The 20,729-nt window shown below is 70.7% G+C and carries 17 protein-coding genes and 1 tRNA gene; 12 read left to right on the top strand and 6 right to left on the bottom strand.

Annotation, left to right across the window (positions count from 1 at the left end):
• Positions 1-98: 98 nt before the first annotated feature.
• From C8D81_RS18800 to C8D81_RS18780, 5 genes are all read left to right on the top strand, one after another.
• Positions 99-680 (top strand): TetR/AcrR family transcriptional regulator, encoded by a 582-nt coding sequence (locus C8D81_RS18800; RefSeq protein ID WP_133626597.1) that lies wholly within the window; start codon positions 99-101, stop codon positions 678-680.
• A gap of 79 nt (positions 681-759) precedes the next feature.
• On the top strand, positions 760-4,365 hold the full coding sequence (gene mfd, locus C8D81_RS18795) for a transcription-repair coupling factor (RefSeq protein ID WP_133626596.1): 3,606 nt from the start codon (positions 760-762) through the stop codon (positions 4,363-4,365).
• Positions 4,366-4,685: 320 nt separating this feature from the next.
• Positions 4,686-6,857, top strand: coding sequence for a catalase (locus tag C8D81_RS18790; protein WP_133626595.1), 2,172 nt, complete (start codon positions 4,686-4,688; stop codon positions 6,855-6,857).
• Positions 6,858-6,957: 100 nt separating this feature from the next.
• The gene (locus tag C8D81_RS18785) at positions 6,958-7,485 is read left to right on the top strand and encodes a hypothetical protein (protein WP_133626594.1); all 528 of its coding nucleotides are present in this window, start codon (positions 6,958-6,960) and stop codon (positions 7,483-7,485) included.
• 2 nt (positions 7,486-7,487) lie between these two features.
• Positions 7,488-8,126, top strand: coding sequence for a MazG family protein (locus tag C8D81_RS18780; RefSeq protein WP_094356001.1), 639 nt, complete (start codon positions 7,488-7,490; stop codon positions 8,124-8,126).
• A 6-nt stretch (positions 8,127-8,132) separates the two neighbouring features.
• Here the strand turns inward: C8D81_RS18780 and C8D81_RS18775 are convergent, their stop codons facing one another.
• From C8D81_RS18775 to C8D81_RS18760, 4 genes are read right to left on the bottom strand one after another with little or no spacing between them, the layout of a single operon-like run.
• Complete coding sequence (locus tag C8D81_RS18775) at positions 8,133-9,944, bottom strand: HlyD family efflux transporter periplasmic adaptor subunit (protein ID WP_166646896.1); 1,812 nt, start codon at positions 9,942-9,944, stop codon at positions 8,133-8,135.
• Entirely contained in the window at positions 9,944-11,173 is a 1,230-nt protein-coding gene (locus C8D81_RS18770) for an ABC transporter permease (RefSeq protein WP_094432601.1), read from the bottom strand. The genes C8D81_RS18775 and C8D81_RS18770 overlap by 1 nt, the downstream gene beginning before the upstream one ends.
• Positions 11,170-11,910 (bottom strand): ABC transporter ATP-binding protein, encoded by a 741-nt coding sequence (locus C8D81_RS18765; RefSeq protein WP_098477275.1) that lies wholly within the window; start codon positions 11,908-11,910, stop codon positions 11,170-11,172. The genes C8D81_RS18770 and C8D81_RS18765 overlap by 4 nt, the downstream gene beginning before the upstream one ends.
• Complete coding sequence (locus C8D81_RS18760) at positions 11,907-13,184, bottom strand: efflux RND transporter periplasmic adaptor subunit (RefSeq protein ID WP_166646895.1); 1,278 nt, start codon at positions 13,182-13,184, stop codon at positions 11,907-11,909. The genes C8D81_RS18765 and C8D81_RS18760 overlap by 4 nt, the downstream gene beginning before the upstream one ends.
• A gap of 121 nt (positions 13,185-13,305) precedes the next feature.
• Here C8D81_RS18760 and eno point away from each other — a divergent pair, with 121 nt between their 5' ends.
• From eno to C8D81_RS18730, 6 genes are all read left to right on the top strand, one after another.
• Positions 13,306-14,589, top strand: coding sequence for a phosphopyruvate hydratase (eno, locus tag C8D81_RS18755; RefSeq protein ID WP_133626592.1), 1,284 nt, complete (start codon positions 13,306-13,308; stop codon positions 14,587-14,589).
• 26 nt (positions 14,590-14,615) lie between these two features.
• Positions 14,616-15,278, top strand: a complete 663-nt coding sequence (locus C8D81_RS18750; RefSeq protein WP_229117883.1) for an FtsB family cell division protein — start codon at positions 14,616-14,618, stop codon at positions 15,276-15,278.
• Complete coding sequence (locus tag C8D81_RS18745) at positions 15,275-15,793, top strand: DUF501 domain-containing protein (protein ID WP_094356006.1); 519 nt, start codon at positions 15,275-15,277, stop codon at positions 15,791-15,793. Before C8D81_RS18750 ends, C8D81_RS18745 begins: the two co-directional genes overlap by 4 nt.
• A 208-nt stretch (positions 15,794-16,001) precedes the next feature.
• On the top strand, positions 16,002-16,316 hold the full coding sequence (locus C8D81_RS18740) for a hypothetical protein (RefSeq protein WP_098477273.1): 315 nt from the start codon (positions 16,002-16,004) through the stop codon (positions 16,314-16,316).
• 32 nt (positions 16,317-16,348) lie between these two features.
• Positions 16,349-16,421, top strand: a tRNA-Leu gene (locus tag C8D81_RS18735).
• A gap of 87 nt (positions 16,422-16,508) precedes the next feature.
• On the top strand, positions 16,509-17,276 hold the full coding sequence (locus tag C8D81_RS18730) for a Bax inhibitor-1/YccA family protein (RefSeq protein WP_094356008.1): 768 nt from the start codon (positions 16,509-16,511) through the stop codon (positions 17,274-17,276).
• Between the two features lie 104 nt (positions 17,277-17,380).
• Here the strand turns inward: C8D81_RS18730 and C8D81_RS18725 are convergent, their stop codons facing one another.
• Positions 17,381-18,055: an NUDIX hydrolase gene (locus C8D81_RS18725; protein ID WP_094356009.1), complete on the bottom strand. Its 675-nt coding sequence runs from the start codon at positions 18,053-18,055 to the stop codon at positions 17,381-17,383.
• 85 nt (positions 18,056-18,140) lie between these two features.
• Here C8D81_RS18725 and ypfJ point away from each other — a divergent pair, with 85 nt between their 5' ends.
• A complete protein-coding gene (gene ypfJ / locus C8D81_RS18720; protein WP_094356010.1) occupies positions 18,141-19,022 on the top strand; it encodes a KPN_02809 family neutral zinc metallopeptidase in 882 nt (293 codons plus the stop codon).
• Positions 19,023-19,038: 16 nt separating this feature from the next.
• Here ypfJ and C8D81_RS18715 read toward each other — a convergent pair whose 3' ends face one another.
• A complete protein-coding gene (locus C8D81_RS18715) occupies positions 19,039-20,703 on the bottom strand; it encodes a hypothetical protein (protein WP_094356011.1) in 1,665 nt (554 codons plus the stop codon).
• Between the last annotated feature and the right edge of the window lie 26 nt (positions 20,704-20,729).

The raw sequence follows: 20,729 nt of genomic DNA, 5'->3' as shown, positions 1-20,729 counted from the left end.
CCCGCCTGGTCGATGGGTGAGATGGATGCGTGGTGGATCATCCGCATTCTACAGAATGTCGACAGCGCTTCTGAACCACTGGGGTGTACCATCAGTACATGCCGTTGCCGCGATTCTCCCGGCTGCCCGAGGCGAAGCGGGCCGCGATCCTCACCGTCGCCGCCCGACACTTCGCCACCGACGGGCCCGAGGCCGCCTCCTACAACGCGATCCTGGCCGAGGCCGGCATCTCCAAGGCCTCGGCGTATCAGTACTTCGACTCCCGCGCCGACCTGCTCGAGGCGGTGCTGCACGAGGTGGCCGGCGATCTGCTCGGGGTGCTCGGGGTGTGGCGGCCCAGCCGCGACGCCGCGGACTTCGCGGAGCAGTGGCGGGCCGGGGTGACCCGGTTGGCCGAGGCGCTGCGCGGCGATGAGGTGTTGCTGGCGCTGGCGCCGCACTGCCTGGCCCGCGGGGTGTCGGGGGAGGGGCCGCGGGTCTGGATGACCGCGCTGATCGCCGACGGCCAACGGATCGGGGTGGTCCGCGATGATCTGGACACCGGCCTGCTGATCGACGTCAGCCTGGCCGTGCTCACCGAGATCGACCGCTGGGCGTTGGCCGAGCTGGCCGCCGGCCGGGAACCGGATCCGGATGCGGCGTACGCCCTGCTGGATTCGCTGTGGCGGAATGGGGCCTGATCTCCGGCGACGCCGGCCCGCTGAGGGGGCCTGCCCGGTGCTGGAATTCCGGCTGGGGGTGAGCGAGTAGCCTGTTCCGGTGACCCTTCCGGGACTGGTCCAGCTCGTTGGCACCGACCCCGCCGTCGCTGAGGTCAGCGATGGCGCGCGCTCGCGTACCCTCTCGGCCGCCGATGTCACCGCCCCGCCCGCGCTGCGGCCCTTCCTCGCCGCGCTGCTGTCGGAGACCCGCACGGTGCTGCTGGTGACCGCCACCTATCGCGAGGCGGAGAACCTGACCACCGCCATCGGCGCGGTGCTCGGTGAGGACCAGGTCGCCTACTATCCGGCCTGGGAGACGCTGCCGCACGAGCGGCTCAGCCCGCGCTCGGACACCGTCGGGCGACGGTTGTCGGTGCTGCGTCGGCTGGTGGATCCGGATGCGCGGCCCCGGGTGGTGGTCGCCCCGGTCCGCGCGGTGCTGCAGCCGCAGGTGAAGGGGCTGGCCGAGCTCACCCCGGTCCGGATCGTGGCCGGTGAGGACTTCGATCTCGGCGACCTGGCGACGGCGCTGGTCGGCGCCGCCTACCACCGGGTCGACCTGGTGGAGCGGCGCGGCGAGTTCGCGGTCCGCGGCGGCATCGTCGATATTTTCCCACCCACGTTGGAACATCCGGTGCGGATCGACTTCTTCGGGGACACCGTCGAGGAGATCCGGCACTTCACCGTGGCCGACCAGCGCTCCACCGACCTGGTGCTGAGCGAGGTCGTCGCCGACCCCTGCCGGGAGCTGCTGCTCGACGACACGGTGCGTGCCAGGGCCGCGACGCTCGCGGAGCAGCATCCGGAGCTGGCCGAGATGCTCGAGCCGATGGCCCAGGGCCATGCGGTCGAGGGCATGGAGGCGCTCGCCCCGGTCCTGGTGGACGGGATGGAACTGCTCGTCGATGTGCTGCCCGCCGACGCCCTGATCGCGGTCTGCGATCCGGAACTCGTCCGCGGCCGGGCCGGCGACCTGGTCACCACCAGCGAGGAATTCCTGCAGGCCTCCTGGGCGGCGGCGGCCGGGGGCGGCCGCGCCCCGATCGATCTGGGCGCCTCGGCGTACCGGACCCTGGCCGATGTCCGCCATGCCGCGCTCGCCAACGGGCAGGCCTGGTGGTCGCTGTCCCAGTACAGCGCCGGGCCGGATGCCGGGCCGAGCGAGCCGATGCGGACTGAGGACGGCGAGATCATCGACCTCTCCTCGGCGCTGGACAATTCAACCCGGGCAGGGAATGCGACGATCCCGACCTTCACGGTCGCCGCCCATGCCACCGAGTCCTGGCGCGGGGACACCGAGGCCGCGGTGGCCGCGATCAAGCAGGCGATGGCCGACGGCTGGCGGGTGGTGCTGATCGCCGAGGGCAAGGGCATGGTCAAGCGGATGGTGGAGATCCTGCGCGAGCAGGAGATCGGCACCAAGGCGGTCCGGGTGCTGAACAAGCCGCCGGCTGCCGACCTGGTCACCGTCGCGCTGGCCGAGCTGCCGCACGGGTTCCGGCTGGATTCGGCGAAGCTGGCGGTCTGGACCTCCGGTGATCTGTCCGGTCGCGGTCCCGCGGACAAGTCGCTGCGCCGGATGCCGAGTCGCCGGAAGAACCAGATCGACCCGCTGGAGCTGACCGCCGGGGATCCGGTGGTGCACGAGCAGCACGGCGTGGGCCGCTATGTGGAGATGATCCAGCGGGCGGCGAAGGGCTCGGACTCGGTGCGGGAATATCTGGTCGTCGAGTACGCCCCCTCCAAGCGCGGGCAGCCGGGGGACCGGCTGTTCGTGCCGATGGACCAGCTGCATCTGTTGTCGCGTTACGTCGGTGGCGAGAATCCCAGCCTGGACAGGATGGGCGGCGCCGACTGGCATCGCCGCAAGGGCCGGGCGAAGAAGGCGGTCAAGGAGATCGCCGCGGAGCTGATCAAGTTGTACGCCGCCCGCCAGGCCTCCCGTGGGCATGCGTTCGCCACCGACACCCCGTGGCAGCGGGAACTCGAGGATGCCTTCGCCTATGTGGAGACCCCCGACCAGTTGGGCGCGATCTCCGAGGTCAAACACGACATGGAACAGGTCGTGCCGATGGACCGGCTGATCTGTGGGGACGTCGGTTATGGCAAGACCGAGATCGCGGTGCGGGCCGCGTTCAAGGCCGTCCAGGACGGCAAGCAGGTCGCGGTGCTGGTGCCGACCACGATCCTGGTGCAGCAGCATGCGAACACCTTCGCCGAGCGGTACGCGGGCTTCCCGATCCGGGTCGCGCAGTTGTCGCGATTCCAGTCGGAGAAGGAATCCCGCGAGGTGAAGGAGGCGGTGAAGGCCGGCAAGGTCGATGTCGTCGTCGGCACCCACCGGTTGCTGTCCGGTGAGGTCGAGTTCTCTGACGTCGGGCTGGTGATCATCGACGAGGAACAGCGGTTCGGGGTGGAGCACAAGGAGGCGCTGAAGAAGCTGCGGTTGAACGTCGATGTGCTGGCCATGTCGGCGACCCCGATCCCGCGGACCCTGGAGATGGCGGTCACCGGCATCCGGGAGATGTCCACCATCGCCACCCCGCCCGAGGAACGGCATCCGGTGCTCACCTTTGTCGGGCCCTACGACCGGGCCCAGGTCGGTGCGGCGATCCGCCGTGAGCTGATGCGCGAGGGCCAGGTCTTCTACATCCACAACCGGGTGCAGTCGATCGAGAAGGTGGCCGGCCAGTTGCGCGAACTGGTGCCGGAGGCCCGGGTGGTCACCGCACACGGTCAGATGGGGGAGCACAAGCTGGAGCAGGTGATGCTCGACTTCGCCGACCGCAAGGCCGATGTGCTGGTCTGCACCACGATCGTCGAGGCGGGACTGGACATCTCGAGTGCGAACACGCTGATCATCGAGCGGGCGGACCTGCTCGGGCTGTCCCAGCTGCACCAGTTGCGCGGCCGGGTCGGCCGGAGCCGGGAGCGCGGTTATGCGTACCTGCTGTATCCGCCGGAGAAGCCGCTCACCGAGACCGCCCACGACCGGTTGGCGACGATGGCGGCGAACGCCGAGCTGGGCGCCGGCATGCAGATCGCGATGCGTGACCTGGAGATCCGTGGCGCCGGGAATCTGTTGGGTGGTGAGCAGTCCGGGCACATCGCCGATGTCGGTTTCGACCTCTACATCCGATTGGTGGGGGAGGCGGTCACCGAGTTCCGCAGCGACGGCGAGGACGTGGTGGCCGAACCGGAGCTGCGGATCGAGCTGCCGGTGGATGCGCACCTGCCCGCGGACTATGTGGAGTCGGAGCGGTTGCGGCTGGAGATGTACAAGCGGCTCGCCGAGGTGCGGACCGCCGAGGATCTGGCCGAGGTGCGCGCCGAGCTGACCGATCGTTACGGTGCGCCGCCGGAGCCGGTCGAGGCGCTGCTCGCGGTGGCCGAGTTCCGCAACGCCGCCCGGGCGGTCGGGCTGACCGAGGTCGTCGCCCAGGGCAACTACATCCGCTTCGGGCCCTATGAGTTGCAGGAGTCGCGGATGCTGCGGTTGAAGCGGCTGCATCCGCGGACGGTGGTGAAGACCGGGCACCTGCTGATCCCGCGCCCGATGGCCGCCACCATCGGCGGGAAACCGCCCACCGACAGGGAATTGCTCGACTGGTGCAGCCAGGTCGTCGCCGACATCTTCGCTCTCGAACCCGCCCCCGTCGGCTGATCCTCCACGCTCATCGAGTAGGTCGCGCAGCGCCTCCGCCTCCACCCGCCATCCCCGTAACTTTTCTCGGTGGGTCGGGGTGGGGCAGGGCTGCCCGTAGAGGCTGACGAAGTGCTGCCAGGACGGCAGCACTTCGGTACACGTTCGCGGGGACATCTGAGATCTGACCGGCTCGCCCCGCGACGGATTCGCCCGATGCGCGGACAGCACCGTTTCCAGCTGCCCGGGGCTGGGTAGGAAGTCGTCGGGCGCGGTCTCGCCAGCCGGCGAGGCGACGGGGCGTACCCGTGAACTGCACAGATTTCGACCAGGAGGATGTCATGGCACGGCAGAAGGCCGATCGAAATGAAGCCGAACGAAGTGAGGCCGTAGAGTTGAACCCGCCGGCTGGTCCGACCTCGGAACCGCCCGCACTGGACGAGCCCACCAAGGCGCGCGATCCGCTGCCGCCCAAGCCGGATCAGGCCGGCCCGGCGAATGTGTCGCCGACCGGCGTCGACTACGGCTCGTCACCCGAGACCAACGCCCAGGCGGGGGCGTACCTGACCACGTCGACCGGAGTGCGGCTGCGCGACACCGATCACTCGCTGAAAGCCGGCCGCCGCGGCCCGGTCCTGCTGCAGGACCACCACCTGCGGGAGAAGATCACCCACTTCGACCACGAGCGGATCCCCGAGCGCGTCGTGCACGCGCGCGGAGCCGCGGCCCACGGCACCTTCGTCGCCAACGGCGCCGCCAGCAGGATCAGCCGCGCGGCCTTCCTCGCCGAGGGTGCGGAAACGCCGGTCTTCGTGCGCTTCTCCACCGTCCTCGGCTCCCGCGGGTCGGCCGACACGGTGCGCGACACCCGCGGGTTCGCGACGAAGTTCTACACCAGCGAGGGCAACTACGACCTGGTCGGCAACAACATCCCGGTCTTCTTCATCCAGGACGGGATCAAGTTCCCCGACGTGGTGCACGCGGCCAAACCGCAGCCGGATCGGGAGATCCCGCAGGCGCAGAGCGCGCACGACACCTTCTGGGATTTCGTCTCGCTGCACTCCGAGGCGCAGCACCACACGATCTGGAACATGTCCGACCGCGGCATCCCGCGCTCCTTCCGCACCATGGAGGGCTTCGGCATCCACACCTTCCGGATGGTGAACGCCGACGGTGGGACCAGCCTGGTGAAGTTCCACTGGAAGCCGCGCCAGGGGGTGCACTCCCAGGTCTGGGAGGAGGCCCTGCTGACCGCCGGCATGGACCCGGACTTCCACCGCCGCGACCTGGCCGACGCGATCGAGGCCGGGGCGTACCCGGTCTGGGACCTGGGCGTCCAGGTGATGCCGGACACCCCCGAGGAGACCTTCGAGGGCATCGACCTGCTCGACCCGACCAAGCTCGTGCCCGAGGAACTGTGCGAGGTGCAGATCATCGGCACGATGACGCTGAATCGGAACCCGATCAACTACTTCGCCGAGACCGAGCAGGTGATGTTCAATCCCGGCAACCTCGTCCCGGGTATCGACGTCACCAACGACCCGCTGCTGCAGGTCCGGCTGTTCTCCTACATCGACACCCAGCTCAGCCGGCTCGGCGGGCCGAACTTCTCCCAGATCCCGATCAACCGGCCGCATGCACCGGTCAACGATCTCCAGCGCGACGGCCACCACCAGGCCGCCGACCACGGGGGAGTCGCCCCGTACCGGCCGAACTCGCTCGACGGGGGTTGCCCCTTCACCGCCGGGACGGCCGAGGGGGCGTTCATCGACGTGCCGACCCCGGTGCAGGGCGAGAAGGTGCGGGAGCTCTCGGCCAGCTTCGAGGACCACTACAGCCAGGCCCGGTTGTTCTACACCTCGCTCACCGAGGTCGAACAGCAGCACGTGATCGACGCGTACACCTTCGAGCTCGGCAAGTGCTACGAGGAGGCCATCAAGACCCGCCAGCTGGGTTGCCTGGCCGCCATCGACACCGACCTGGCCGAAGCCGTCGCCACCGGCCTGGGTCTCTCGGTGCCGAAGGCCGACACCAAGCCGGCCAAGGTCGATCCGAGCCCGGCGCTCAGCCAGCTCGGCAGGAGCTGGCCGGTCACCGGCCGCAAGGTCGCGGTCATCGTCGCCGGGCCGGATGATGCCGCGGTCGCCGCGCAGACGGTCGAGGCGATCCGGGCCGCCGGCATGGTGCCCCTGCTGACCGCACCGAACGGCGGCACCCTGGGTGACCAGCCGATCGAGCGCAGCTACCCGACCGCGGCCTCGATCGAGTGGGACGGTGTCGTGGTGGCCGCCGACCCATCGGCCGGACCCAACCCCGCCGACGACGCCAAGATCATCCGGCTGCTGGATGAGGCGTACCGGCACGGCAAGGCGATCGCGGTTCTCGACGGCGTGGATCCCGCGACGCTCGGTCTCAACGCGGCGGCCACCGGTGTGGTCACCGGTGATCCCGCCACGGCGGTCACCGCGCTCGCCGAACTGCTCGCCGAGCATCGGGTGTGGGACCGGGGCTGACACCCCGGATCTCGGACCGGCAGTTGGCTCGACCATCGGAACCGACGCACTAGACTGACCGCGGCCCGGGACACCGGGGGTCGCGACAAGGAGTGGGTGCATGGCAGGGACAGGTTTCCGAGGTCGAGTGACTGCGGGGCTGGCCGCCGCGGCCGTCGTGGTCGCGATGGGGCTGGGTGGCTGCGCGAACAGCCCGTCCACCGCCGCAACGGTCGGGGACCGCACCATCACCACCAGCGAGGTCGCCGACACCTCCCGCGAGCTGACCGCGATCAACCCCAAGATCGCCGAGCCGGCCCTGGTGCTCAGCGTGAAGATGCGCGCCGCCGCCGCCGAACAGATCGCACAGTCCCGCAACATCAACCTGGACACCGAGACCCAGGCGCTGCTGCCGCAGCTGCAGATCCCGCCGGAGCTGATGGCCAACCCGGCCGGCAACCAGCTGGTGCGGGACCTGGTCAAGGTGGACGCGCTCGGGCAGAAGCTGGGCCAGGGTGAACTGGCCGCGGCGATGGGCTTCATCCCGGTCACCGTCAACCCGCGCTACGGGCTGCAGGGGCTGGAGGACGTCGCCAACGACCAGCAGGCGATCGGCAGCGGCTCGCTCTCCCAGCCGGCCGCCCGCTGACGATGAGCACCGGCGAGACCACACCGTCCGAGCTGGACCGGCTGGTCGCGGTGATGGCCCGGCTGCGGGTCGACTGCCCCTGGGATGCCCGGCAGACCCACCGCTCGCTGGTGCACTATCTGATCGAGGAGACCGGTGAGGTCGTCGACGCGATCGAGGCCGGTGACGACACCGATCTGCGCGAGGAGCTCGGGGATCTGTTGCTGCAGGTCGTCTTCCATGCCGCCATCGCCGCCGAGCAGCAGCGCTTCGACATCGATGACGTGGCCCGCGGGATCGGCGACAAGCTCGTCGGTCGGCACCCGTGGGTCTTCGCCGACACCGGCGTACCCGACGACCTGAACGCCACCTGGGAGGCCGGCAAGAAGGCCGAGAAGGGGCGCACCTCCAGCCTGGACGGCATCCCCACCGCACTGTCCGCGCTGGCCCGGGCGGACAAGGTGATGTCACGCAGCGCCAGTCACGGCGTACCGCTCGATCTGCCGGAGGAGCCGATCACCGCCGACGAGGTCGGCGCACAGGCGCTCGCCCTGGTCTCCCGGGCCCGGGCCAGCGGCATCGACGCCGAGCAGGCGGTCCGGGACGCGCTGCGCGGCCTGGAGGACGAGGTACGCCGCAGCGAGACCGATTCCGCGTCCTGACGCCGCTCAGCTCGGCTGGGCGCTCGGGGTCTGCTGCCCGCTCCCGTTCTGCCCGCTCCCGCTCTGGCCGCCGCGCAGGTTACGCAGCTGGGTCGTCGGCAGTGGCTGGGCGCCGTCGGCGAGCACGACCCGCTGCCCGGCGGTGAGCCCGCCGGTGATCTCGACCAGGCCCCCGCCGACCAGGCCTGTCGCGACGGTCGCATCGCGCACCCCGGTGCCGTCCAGCACCCGGACCGTGCCGGTACCGGTGGCCACCCGGGTCACCGCGGAGACCGGCACGGTGACCGCGTCGGCTACCCGCCCGACGACGATCCCGGTATCGGCCCGGCCGCCACTGGCCAACCCCGGTCCGGGGTCGGCGACCAGCACCGTGACGTTGTAGCTCGGGGTGCTCGCGGTCGCGCTGACCGGCAGCGGGGAGATCTCGGTGATCGTGCCCGGATCCGCGGTCAGGCTGCCGGGGGCGTTCACCCGGACCTCCTGGCCGAGCTGGACCTGCGGCCGGTTGGTCAGCGGCACCGGCACGGTCACCTCCGCGGCACCCCCGCCGACCACGGTGATCGCGGCATTCGGGGTGGCCGCGGTGCCGGCGGTGAAACCGATCGTGCCCACGGTGCCGGCGATCGGCGCCCTGAGGGTGGCGGCGTCGAGATTCGACCGGGCCTGTGCGATCGCCTGCTCGGCGGCGAGCACCGCGGCGCGGTCGGTGGCGACCTTCGCCTGGTCCACGGTCGGGGTGGCGGTCGGCAGCGCGGCGGAGGGTACGCCGGCGGGTACGCCGGCGGGCGGCTGGGGAACGGGCCGTTGCTGGGCCGGGGGCTGGGGTACGCCGGCGTTCACCGCGGGGGCGTTCAGCGCGGTGGCGGCCTCGGTGATCAGCGTCGCCGCCTGCTGCTGGCTGGCGACCAGCCGCTGCAGTGCGTCGCTGCAGGCGGTGAACTGCGCCGGATCGAGCCCGGGCGGGATCGGCGGCGGGTTGGTCAGTCGTTGCTCCCGGGGAGCGGCCGCCGAGGTGCTCGGGGTCGGGTCCGCGGTCGGTGCCGGCGTGGGGCTCGCGCTCGGGGCGGGGGAGGCGCTCGGGGCGGGGGACGCACTGCGGGTGGTGGGGGACGCGCTCGGGCCGGCCGACCGGCTCGGCGTCGGTGACCAGGTCCGGTTCGGGCTCGCGGGCGGCCGCTCGACCGGTGCCGGCCAGCCGTCGGTGACGGCGGTCAGGATCGGTCGGCAGGCGTCCTGCTGGGCGGCCAGCGCCTCGTGCACCGCGGTCATCGCGGCCGGCAGCCGGGTCACCGATTCCGGGGGCGTCGGCCGGGGCAGGTCGCTCGGTACCGGGACCTGCGGAACGCCCGCACCACCGGGTATGCCCGCACCATCGGGTACGCCCGGTGCGCCCGGGCGTACCGCCCCGGCACCCGGTTGGGGCAACCGGGGCGGGGCGGTCGGATTCTGGTCGCTGTCCAGCTGGGCCTGCGCCTGCGCGAGCTGTGCCCGGGCGTCCAGCAGCGCCGTCTGCAGCGGCAGCGGATCCATGGTGGCGAGCACGTCACCCTGCCGCACCTGATCGCCGACGGCGACGTTCACCCCGCTGATCGTGCCGGCCACCGGGAAGCTCGCCCGCACCTGATCGACGCGACGCACCGACCCGGTCAGCGGCAGCACCTGCTGCACCGTGCCCCGCGAGACCACCGCGGTCCGCAGCGACGCGTTCGGGTCCGCGGGCCGGGTGAGTGCCCGGGCCACGCCGACCCCACCCGCGGCGAGGACCGCCAGTCCGAGGACGGCGCCGCCGACGCGGATCGCGGTTCGTCGATCCTGCATCATTCGCTCCTCAGCGCGTCGATCGGGGCCAGCCGGGCGGCCCGCGAGGCCGGGTAGACCCCGGCGACCGTGCCGATCAGCAGCGACACCCCGAGTGCGATCGCGGTGGCCGGCAGGGACACCGCGACCGGTTGGTCGAGCAGCTTCGGCAGCGTCAGCGCACCGGCGATGCCGAGACCGACCCCGAGCATCCCGCCGATCAACCCGAGCAACCCGGCCTCGACCAGGAACTGCCGCAGGATCACCAGCGGGGTCGCACCCAGGGCCTTGCGCAGCCCGATCTCCCGGACCCGCTCGGAGACCGAGACCAGCATGATGTTCATCACCCCGATACCACCCACCAGCAGCGCGATCCCGGCGATGCTGGCCAGCAGCAGCGTCAACGTCGCGGCCGTGGACTGCACCGTGTCGACCAGCGACTGCTGGCTGCTGACCTGGAAGTCCTGGTCGGCGAGCGTCGTGCCGTGGGTGTTCAGCAGGGCGGTGGTGACCTCCTGGTACGCCGCCGAGAGACTGGCCTGGTCGCGGGCCTCCAGATAGATCGCCGACACCTGGCGGGTGTTGGCGCTGCTGGACAACCGGGTGGCGAAGGTGGTCCGCGGCACCACCAGCTGGTCGTCCTCGTCGGTGATCATCGAGGCGCCGACCGGGTCCAGCACGCCGAGCACGGTGAAGCTCTGCCCGTTCGCGGTGACCTGTTGGCCGATCGGATCCCGGCCGCCGAACAGCTGCCCGGCGGTGGTGGCGCCGAGCACCGCGACCAGCCGGCCGTTGTCCAGATCGTCGGTGGTGAAGAAGCGGCCCTGGCTGACCGTGCGATTGCGCACCCCCAGCCAGTCGGGGGTGGTGCCGACGACATTGCTGGTCCAGTTGGTGGTGCCGACGGTGAGGGAGAGCTGGGACTGGTTGACCGGGGCGACCCGCAGCACGTCGGGGGCGACCCGCGGATCGGCGAGCACCTGGGCGTCGTCGGCGGTCAGCGTGGTCGCCGACCCGCGGCCGCCGCGGAGCCCGGAACTGGTGGTGGCCGAGCCGGGGGTGACGATCAGCAGGTTGGTGCCCAGCTTGTTGATCTGATCGGTGATCTTGGCGGTGGCGCCCTGGCCGAGGCCGACCACCAGCATCACCGAGGCGATCCCGATCAGGATGCCCAGCATGGTGAGGATCGACCGCATCTTCCGTGCCCACAGGGATTCCACGGCGGTACGCAGGGTCTCGGCGAGATTCATCGGGGCGCCGATCCCGGGGCCTCGGTGAGCTCCCCGTCGCGGATGGTGACGACCCGGGAGGCGTGGTCGGCGACCTCGCGTTCGTGGGTGATCAGCACGATCGTGCGGTCGGCGGCGTGCAGTTCGGCGAACAGTGCGAGCACGTCCTCGGTGGAGTGCGAATCCAGATTGCCGGTGGGCTCGTCGGCCAGGATCAGGGTCGGATCGGTGACCAGGGCACGGGCCACCGAGACCCGCTGCTGCTGGCCGCCGGAGAGCTCACCGGGGCGATGGTCGACCCGGTCGGCCAGCCCGACCCGGTCCAGCGCGCGCAGCGCCCGGCGCCGGCGCTCGGTGCGGCCCAGACCGGCATAGATCAGCGGCAGCTCGACATTGCGCAGCGCCGACAGGCTGGGCAGCAGGTTGAACTGCTGGAAGACGAAACCGATCTCGTTGTTGCGGACCTCGGCGAGCTGCCGCTCCGACATCGCGGACACATCGGTGCCGGCCAGGTGGTAGCTGCCGCTGCTCACCACGTCGAGGCAGCCCAGAATGTGCATCAGGGTTGACTTTCCCGAACCCGAGGGGCCCATCACGGCCAGGTAGTCGCCGCGCTCCACCTCCAGATCGACATCGCGCAGGGCCTGCACCCGCAGCGCCCCGGAGGCGTAGGTCTTGGACACCTGGCGCAGGCTGATCAGACCCCGCGGTGCGGGGCCGTCGGTGTCCCGGCGGTCCGGGTCGATCACCTCGGTCATCCACCGCCCTGACCGTGGTTGCCGCCCAGGCCGCGGTTCGCGCTGGGGCTGGCGGAGCGCTGGAAGCTGCGACCGGTGACCTGGACCTCATCGCCGTTCTGCAGGCCACCGGTGATCTCGGAATCGGTGCCGAAGACCTGGCCGACGGTGACCTCGGTGGTCACCGGCTGGCCGCCGACCAGCTTGCGGACCACGGTCTTCCCGTTCTCGGTGAGGATCGCCGCGGTCGGCACCGTCAGGATGTCGTCGTACTGCCGGACCACGATCGACACGCTCGCCGAGCCGCCGGCGTACAGGCCCGCCGGGTTGCCGGCGACGGCCACGGTGACCGGGAAGGTGGCCGCCCCGCCGCTGCTGCTGGCGGCCATCACACCGACCTGGGCGACCGTGCCGGCGGCCTTCTGCGAGCTGCCCGCCGGGGTGATCTCGACCGGTTGATCGGTCTTGATCCGGGGCAGGTCGGCGGCGCTCACCTGCGCGTTCACCAGCCAGGCGTCGGTCGCGATCACCACCAGCTGGGCGGTGGACCCGGTGGCTCCCGACCCGGCCGATCCGGACACCCCGGACGATCCCGCGGAGCCTGCCTGACCGGCCGCACCCGCCTGACCCGCTGCACCTGCCTGCCCGGAACCGGACTGCCCGGAACCACCCGACCCGGTGGCGGAACCGGTGCCGGTGGCGGAGGTGCCGAGACCGCTCGAACTCGACTGGCCGGCGATCACCCGGTCCCCGGCGGCGATGGTGACCAGCGCGACCGTGCCGTCAATGGGGGAGACCAGGTCGGCGTCCCGCAGCGACTGCTGGGCCTGATCCCGCTTGGCGGTGGCCGAGGTGACCTGCGCATCGGCCGAACTCAGCTGGGCGCTGGTCGCGTTCCCCGAATCGCGCAGCTGGCTCGCGCTGGCCGAGGCCGCGTCCAACTGGGCCTGGGCGAGCTCGAGCGCGGCCTGCAGCTGGGTCCGATCGACCTGGGCCAGGATCGCCCCTCGGCTGACCTGCTGGCCCACCGACACCGGTACCGCGGTCACCGTGCCGGCGACCGCGAAGTTCAGATTCGCCTGGCTGCGCGGCGCGATCGTGCCGGTGGCCGAGACCGTCTGCCGCTGGGTGCTCAGCGTCGCGCGGACCGTCTGGGTGGTCGGGGTGGCGGCATCGGAGGCGGACCACCCACCGGTGCCCGGTCCGAACGCGAACCACGCCCCGACCCCGGCGGCGAGGACGACCAGCACCACCAGTACACCGAGCAGCACCCGGCTGCGACGAGGTGTCGCCATCAGTTCTCCGATCTGTGAATCGGGCCGTGGGCGAAGCGTACGCCGGAGGCCAATAGGGTGGGGTCGTGGTCGGGAAGCAAGCCGGCCCGACGGACGCACAGCTCTTTCGAAAGGCACGACCGTGGCAACCATCGAATTCGTCGACGCCCGCGAGATCCTCGACTCCCGCGGCAATCCCACCGTTGAAGTAGAGGTCCTCCTCGACGACGGCTCCCAGGGGCGGGCCGCCGTTCCCTCCGGTGCCTCCACCGGCGCCTTCGAGGCCGTCGAACTGCGCGACGGCGGCGAGCGGTACGGCGGCAAGGGCGTACGCAAGGCCGTGGAGAACGTGATCGAGCAGATCGGGCCCGAGGTGCTCGGCTTCGAGGCCAGCGAACAGCGCCTCGTCGACCAGGCGATGCTCGAGCTCGACGGCACCGACAACAAGGGCAAGCTCGGCGCCAACGCGATCCTCGGGGTCTCGCTGGCCACCGCGCACGCCGCCGCCGAGTCGGCCGAACTGCCGCTCTACCGCTATGTCGGCGGCCCGAACGCGCACGTGCTCCCGGTGCCGATGATGAACATCCTCAACGGCGGCTCGCACGCCGACTCCAATGTGGACATCCAGGAGTTCATGATCGCCCCGATCGGTGCGGCCAGCTTCGCCGAGGCGCTGGAGATGGGCACCGGGGTCTATCACGCGCTGAAGAAGGTGCTCAAGGACAAGGGCCTGTCCACCGGTCTGGGCGATGAGGGCGGTTTCGCGCCGAACCTGGACTCGAACGCCGAGGCCCTCGATCTGATCCTGGTCGCGATCAAGGCCGCCGGGTACGAGCCGGGCAGCCAGGTCGCGCTCGCCCTGGACGTCGCCGCCAGCGAGTTCTTCGAGAACGGCTCGTACGCCTTCGAGGGCAAGCAGCTCTCGGCCGCCGAGATGACCGACATCTACGCCGAGTGGGTCGGCAAGTACCCGCTGGTCTCGATCGAGGACCCGCTGAACGAGGATGACTGGGACGGTTGGAAGACCATCACCGACAAGCTCGGTGACAAGGTCCAGCTGGTCGGTGACGACCTGTTCGTGACCAACCCGGAGCGGCTGCAGCGCGGTATCGACACCGACACCGCCAACGCCCTGCTGGTCAAGGTGAACCAGATCGGTCCGCTCACCGAGACCCTGGATGCGGTCGAGCTGGCCCAGCGCAGCGGCTACCGCTGCATGATGTCGCACCGCTCCGGTGAGACCGAGGACGTCACCATCGCCGACCTGGCGGTGGCCACCAACTGCGGCCAGATCAAGACCGGTGCCCCGGCCCGGTCCGAGCGGGTCGCCAAGTACAACCAGCTGCTGCGGATCGAGGAGGACCTCGACGACGCCGCGACCTACGCCGGTGCGTCCGCGTTCCCGCGGTTCGCTGCCAGGGGCTGAGGGTCGGCGCCTCTAGACTGGAACCGATGCCGGACAAGCCACGTACACGACGCGCGGGAGCCGGTCCGGGGCGCGGTAAGCCGCGATCCCGGACCGGCTCCCGCGCGTCCCGTACCCGGGACACCGCGGCGCCGGTCACCGAACGGCTGGAGACGCGCACCGGTGCACCCGCCGAGCCCGCCGCCGAGGATGGCCGGCAGTTCCGCCGCTTCGGGTTGACCCGGCGCGCGGTCGCGCTGTTCGTGGTGCTCGCGGTGCTGGTGCTGTCCTACGCCTCCAGCCTGCGGATCTATCTGGACACCGAGCGGCAGAACGCGGAGAACCAGCAGGCGATCCAGCGCTCCCAGGCCCGCATCGACGACCTGAACAACCAGCTGCAGCGCTGGGACGATCCGGACTACGTCCGGGCCCAGGCCCGCGAGCGGCTCGGCTGGGTGGTGCCGGGGGAGACCGGTTACCGGGTGATCGGGCCCGACGGCCAGCCGGTCGGCACCCGGATCGAATCCCAGCCCCGGGACCCCAAGAAGCCGCCGGAGGCGACCTGGTGGCAGAAGATGTGGGGCTCGGTCGGTGCCGCGGACCAGCCGGCGCCGCCACCGGTCCCGCCCTCGGCCAAGCCGCCGATCACCGACGGCACCCGGACGCCGACCCCCTCGCGTACCCCGACTCCCAAGAAGACCACCCGATGAGCCGAGAGCCTTTCACCCCCGCCGACGAGCAGGCGGTGACCGAGCAGCTGCAGCGCACCCCGCGCGGGGTGGCCGCGGTCGCGTACCGCTGTCCCGAGGGCCACCCGGGGGTGCTGATGACCCGGCCACGGCTGCCGGACGGGACGCCGTTCCCGACCACCTACTACCTGACCTGCGCCCGGGCGATCTCCGCCTGCTCGACGCTGGAATCCGGCGGCCTGATGGCCGAGATGACCGAGCGGCTCGGTCAGGACCCCGAGCTCGCCGAGGCGTACGCCGCCGCCCACCGTGCCTATCTGGCCGACCGCCAGGAACTCGGTGAGGTGTCCGAGATCGAGGGCATCTCCGCCGGCGGGATGCCCGATCGGGTGAAGTGCCTGCACGTGCTGGTCGCCCACTCGCTCGCCGTCGGGCCGGGGGTCAACCCGCTCGGCGACGAGGCGGTCCTGGCGCTCGCGAGCGTCGGCGATCAGCCCTGCCTGACGCAGGCCGCCGCACGATTCAGCAAGAGCTGAAAAGCGGCTCAGGAAAAGTTCAGACCCCCGAGAAGGTGCGGAGTCATGCGAAAACATGACACCCTGACCTGAGAGAAGCTTGAGATTCCGGGATGGCCCTGACACGCATCTCCGGTACCATCCGGGGTGGAAATCGGTCCACGACGACCACCGAGCAGAGTTAGTCTGATGGGACTGACCCGCAGGACGCAGGAGGACACGAGCAGCAATGGCAACCTGGCAGTGGTTCGTGCTGGCCATTCCGGCGCTGGTGCTCGTCGTCTCCATCGTGATGATCATCCGCCTGTTGCTCGGGGCGACCCAGTCGCCCGCCGACGAGCAGGAGGCGGCAGCTCAGCCGGCGCGGGAACAACCGGCCGAGGAGTCCGATCCGGTGGAGCTCGGCGCCCCCTTCGATGCACTGTTCATCGGTGAGGACGAGGTGGCCCCGGAGCGGGCCGCCGACGATCAGTACCGTCGTCCGGTGAGCCCGGCCGAGCCGGAGACCGTGGTGCCGCGCCGGGTGACCGAGTCGCCGTCCTGAGCAGGCCGGGCCCGGCAGCAGGCCGGGCGTACGCCCCCGTAGCCCAACGGCAGAGGCAGGCGGCTTAAACCCGCCCCAGTATGGGTTCGACTCCCATCGGGGGCACCCCTGAGCCGACCCCGAGCAGGGGCGGATCGGTGGTCCGGTTGGCTACCATGGGGTACGCAACACTCCTGCGATCCGGAGGAATCCATGCGCACTTCGAACCCCGTTCTCTCCCGCGACGACGCCTTCTCGCCGTACCTGCAGCAGGGCGGAACCCGACAGGGCGCCCCGCAGCAGCAGGGTGGGCGGATGACGATCGACGACGTCATCGCCAAGACCGCGGTCACCATGGCCGTGGTCATGCTGGTGGCCGCCGCCACCTTCTTCATGATGCCGGATCAGCTGATCTTCCCGGCTGCCATCGGGGCCTCGCTGGCCACCATCGTGATCACCTTCATCGTCGCGGCCCGTCGGCACGTGCCGGTCGGGCTGGTCATGGTCTTCGCCGCGCTCGAGGGCGTGATGGTCGGTGGCATCTCCAAGATCTTCGAGACCATCTATCCCGGGATCGTCGTCCAGGCCGTCTTCGGCACCTTCGTCGCCGCCGCGGTGACCCTGGCGACCTACAAGTTCTTCAACATCAAGGTGAGCGGCCGGTTCGCCAAGATCGTCGGCATCGCGACGATCGCGATGGCGGTCGCCCTGCTCGCCAACTTCGGGCTGTCCTTCCTGGGCATCAACCTGGGTCTGCGCTCGGGTGTCACCGGCCCGGTCGGCCTGCTCCCCATCCTCATCTCCGCGATCGCGGTGGTGCTGGCGGTGCTGAACCTGATCCTGGACTTCGACTACATCGAGCGCGGCGTCGCGATGGGTGCGCCGGCCAACCAGTCCTGGAAGGCCGCCTTCGGCCTCACCGCGACCCTGGTCTGGCTCTACGTCGAGCTGCTGCGCATCATCAGCTACTTCCGGCGATAGTCGGAGGCCCCGCCCGAGCTTCGCGATCCAGCGAATCCACCGTGCACCCCGCGAGCCCTGCAGGGCTGGGGGTATGCACCCAGGATTCGCTGGATCGCTGGCGTTCAGAGGTTCTTGTCGAGCAGGGAGCGGGCGCCGGCGGTCCACCAGACGCGGCGCCAGGCGGCCAGGTCGACCCACTGGGCCGCTGAGGTCGTCCCGCCGACGTCGTGCACGACCGGATCGGTGGGTTCGGCGCAGGTGCCGGCATAGACCAGGCGCACCGCGTGAAAATCCTCCAGGGTGCCGTTCGGCGCCCGGCCGATCCAGTGGTCGGACTGCACCGCGACCAGGTCACCGATCTCGATCCGCTGCCCGGACTCCTCCCAGGCCTCCCGGACCACCGTCCGCGGCGGCTCCTCACCCGGATCCACCCCGCCGCCGGGCAGCCCCCACTGGCCGGGCACATGGGTCCGGTCGGAGAACTGGGTGGCCAGCAGGCCGCGGGGTGAGGTGACGATCCCGTACGCCGCCACCCGCTGCCGGACCTGGGGCACCTCACCCGGTTCGGTGTGCAGATCCGGATCCAGACCGCGCGGGCGGCGCAGCCGGACCTGACCGTGGGAATGCGGTGCGCCCTGCACGGTGAGCACGATCTCCTCACCGTCGCGGGTGGCCGACAGCGGGCGGGTCAGGCTGAGCCCGTGCTGCCAGACCGCGACGTGCGGATCCTCACCGTGGCCGAGGTCGCTGGCGAACAGCTCCCTCCCGCCAGGGGTCGACACGCACACGATCCGCATCCGTCCATCATGGCGCGTTGATCAAGGTGTAGCGAGCCGCCGGGCAGGCGACGCTACACTTTTGCCGATTCCCTCGGAGGTGCGGATGCAGTACAACGACAACGCTCGGCTCGATCCCGGACAGGTGTCCGGCGGTGGTGGCGGAGGCGGCGGCGGCCGGATCGCGGTCGGCGGTGGTATCGGCATGATGATCGTGCTGTTCCTGCTGTCCCAGTTGCTCGGGGTCGATCTGACCAGCATGGCCGGCGGCACCAGCAGCCAGCCGCAGGAGGATCCGAACGCGCCGAACCCCTACGCCAACTGCCGCACCGGTGGTGACATCCAGACCAACCGCGACTGCCGCTTCGTGGCGTACACCAACTCGATCCAGGGCTACTGGTCGCAGACCCTGCAGGGGTACCAGACCACCCAGACCCGAATCTTCACCGGCCAGATCTCCACCGGCTGCGGGACCGCGAGCTCGGCGGTCGGGCCGTTCTACTGCCCGGCCGACCAGTACATCTACCTGGACACCGGCTTCTTCGACCAGCTCTCCGGCCAGCTCGGCGCCCAGGGCGGCGACGGCGCCGAGGCGTACGTCATCGCCCACGAGTACGGCCACCACATCTCCAACCAGATCGGCACCATGCAGCAGGCCCAGTCGGCCGGCAACGTGACCGGTCCGGATTCCCCGCAGGTACGCCTGGAGCTGCAGGCCGACTGCTTCGCCGGGGTCTGGCTGAAGAACGCCACCGCCGACCCGCAGGGCCCGATCTCCGGGGTCACCCAGGACGACCTGAACCGTGCGGTGGATGCCGCGATCGCCGTCGGTGACGACCGGATCCAGCAGCAGACCCAGGGCCGGGTCGACCGGGAGTCCTGGACCCACGGCTCCTCGGCGATGCGCAAGCAGTGGCTGTCCACCGGCTACAACTCCGGCAATCCGAACAGCTGCGACACCTTCGCCAACAACGCCCGGGTGTCCTGAGCGGTACGCCCGGGGCTCAGCGGCGCGGGCAGATCACCAGGCCGTCGGCCGCCCAGATGCGGCGTTCGCAGTCGAAGTTGTTGGTCAGCGCGGCCGTGACCAGCGGGTTCGCCTTCTCCACGTCGAACCAGCTCTCCTCGATCACCACGTAGCGGGCCCGCGGATTGCTCAGACAGGCCAGGTTCTCGGCGAAGCTCTGGGTGGCCTCGATGGCCGCCGCCTGCTTGCCGGTGGCGCGTTGCAGGAAGGTGGGGGAGGCGTACCGGCAGGGCGTCGGGTTGCGCAGCACCCATTGGGTGTTGAAGGCCAGATAGATCACCTGGGAATCCGGCGGCAGCACGTGATGCACCCGCTCGGCGGTGGCGCCGGCGTACTTGGCCGCGGTCAGGTTGACCGCCGGGGTGACGGTGCGGTGCGCCAGCGAGAACGAGTAGGTCGCCCGCGGTGACAGCGTCACCACCAGCGGCAGCAGGCAGCACATCGCCATCCAGCCCCGGCCCGAGGAGATCCGTTCGGAGAAGATCTCCCGAAACGCCGACGGCTGCCAGTAGACCAGCAGCACCCCGACCGCGACCACGGCCAGCTCACCGGCGAGCGCCAGCCAGGAATTCCGGGTGCGGAAGCTGGTACCGGGCACGAACAGCAGGCAGGAGACGGCGAAGCCGAGCGCGGCGGTGATCGGCAGTGCGATCGGTACGCCGTCGCCGGCGCGGATCGCCCGGTGCGCGATGGTGGCGACCGAGACCGCCGAGAAGACCGGCAGCGCCGCCAGGTGGTAGAGGAAGTTCTGGTGCTGCACCAGGAACGGCACGGTCAGGATCGCCATCACCAGCAGGTTGCCGAGTGCCCAGCGGCGGTGACTGCCGCCGCGGTGCCACAACCAGACCTGGGCGACCAGGGCCACCACGATGATCGGCGAGACGACCAGCTCGTTCACCAGCCCCTTGCCGCTGGCGGCCAGTGCGGCGGCGGTGAGCGGCGGGTTGAGCGCCGGCATGTCCTGCAGCCATTGCCATTCGCGCGGTTCGACCGCGACCGTGATCCCGAACAGGGTGAGCGTGCCGACCGCGGTGACGACCGCGGTCCGCAGCGCCAGCCGGCGATCCAGCGCGGCCAGCAGCAGGATCGCGGCCAGCGCGGTCGCTGCCGTGGTGAACTTCAGCAGCACCACCACCGCGAGCAGCAACCCGGCCAGCAGCGGCCCGAGGAACCGGCTGCGGTCGCGGGCCAGCGCGACCCCGATCGCCAGCACCGCGAGCGCTGCGGCGTACCACTCGGGTTCGGCGAAGTCCCACCCGGGTGCCCAGGCCAGCGCGGCGGTGGCCGCCAACCCGATCCACTCGGCCCCGCGGACGCCCGCCCAGCGGCGCAGGCTGCGATACAGCAGCACCCCGGCACAGACCGCGAGCAGGATCGAGACGAGCCGGACCATGATCTCCTCGGTCCAGTACTCACCGGGGGAGAGGGCGCCGATCAGCGCCATCAGCCCGCGGCTGAGCAACGGCCGGTGCACCCAGGTCTCGCTCCAGCCCAGACCCGCACCGGCGGTCACCTGCAACCCGCCGAGCACGTAACGGACGTCCTGGTTGATGCCCGGCCGGACCACCTGGACCGCGGTGATCAGCACGGCGAGACCCACGAGCAGCGTCCGCCAGGTTCGGGGGAAGTGCCGCGTCTCCACGCGACGAACTTACCCTGCGTGGCCAC

Source organism: Enemella evansiae (assembly GCF_004362375.1).
Taxonomy (GTDB): Bacteria; Actinomycetota; Actinomycetes; order Propionibacteriales; family Propionibacteriaceae; genus Enemella; species Enemella evansiae.
Note: the sequence above shows the minus strand (reverse complement) of the source record. Positions and strands in the feature narration are given on the sequence as shown.

Bases quoted from the DNA above. Each gene is read 5' to 3' on its own strand.
- C8D81_RS18745 (WP_094356006.1), top strand. From the start codon at position 15,275: ATGAGCCGAGAGCCTTTCACCCCCGCCGACGAGCAGGCGGTGACCGAG.
- C8D81_RS18750 (WP_229117883.1), top strand. From the start codon at position 14,616: ATGCCGGACAAGCCACGTACACGACGCGCGGGAGCCGGTCCGGGGCGC.
- C8D81_RS18770 (WP_094432601.1), bottom strand. From the start codon at position 11,173: ATGAATCTCGCCGAGACCCTGCGTACCGCCGTGGAATCCCTGTGGGCA.
- ypfJ (WP_094356010.1), top strand. From the start codon at position 18,141: ATGCAGTACAACGACAACGCTCGGCTCGATCCCGGACAGGTGTCCGGC.
- C8D81_RS18785 (WP_133626594.1), top strand. From the start codon at position 6,958: ATGGCAGGGACAGGTTTCCGAGGTCGAGTGACTGCGGGGCTGGCCGCC.
- C8D81_RS18765 (WP_098477275.1), bottom strand. From the start codon at position 11,910: ATGACCGAGGTGATCGACCCGGACCGCCGGGACACCGACGGCCCCGCA.
- C8D81_RS18790 (WP_133626595.1), top strand. From the start codon at position 4,686: ATGGCACGGCAGAAGGCCGATCGAAATGAAGCCGAACGAAGTGAGGCC.
- C8D81_RS18760 (WP_166646895.1), bottom strand. From the start codon at position 13,184: ATGGCGACACCTCGTCGCAGCCGGGTGCTGCTCGGTGTACTGGTGGTG.
- C8D81_RS18725 (WP_094356009.1), bottom strand. From the start codon at position 18,055: ATGCGGATCGTGTGCGTGTCGACCCCTGGCGGGAGGGAGCTGTTCGCC.
- C8D81_RS18775 (WP_166646896.1), bottom strand. From the start codon at position 9,944: ATGCAGGATCGACGAACCGCGATCCGCGTCGGCGGCGCCGTCCTCGGA.
- C8D81_RS18730 (WP_094356008.1), top strand. From the start codon at position 16,509: ATGCGCACTTCGAACCCCGTTCTCTCCCGCGACGACGCCTTCTCGCCG.
- C8D81_RS18800 (WP_133626597.1), top strand. From the start codon at position 99: ATGCCGTTGCCGCGATTCTCCCGGCTGCCCGAGGCGAAGCGGGCCGCG.
- C8D81_RS18740 (WP_098477273.1), top strand. From the start codon at position 16,002: ATGGCAACCTGGCAGTGGTTCGTGCTGGCCATTCCGGCGCTGGTGCTC.
- C8D81_RS18780 (WP_094356001.1), top strand. From the start codon at position 7,488: ATGAGCACCGGCGAGACCACACCGTCCGAGCTGGACCGGCTGGTCGCG.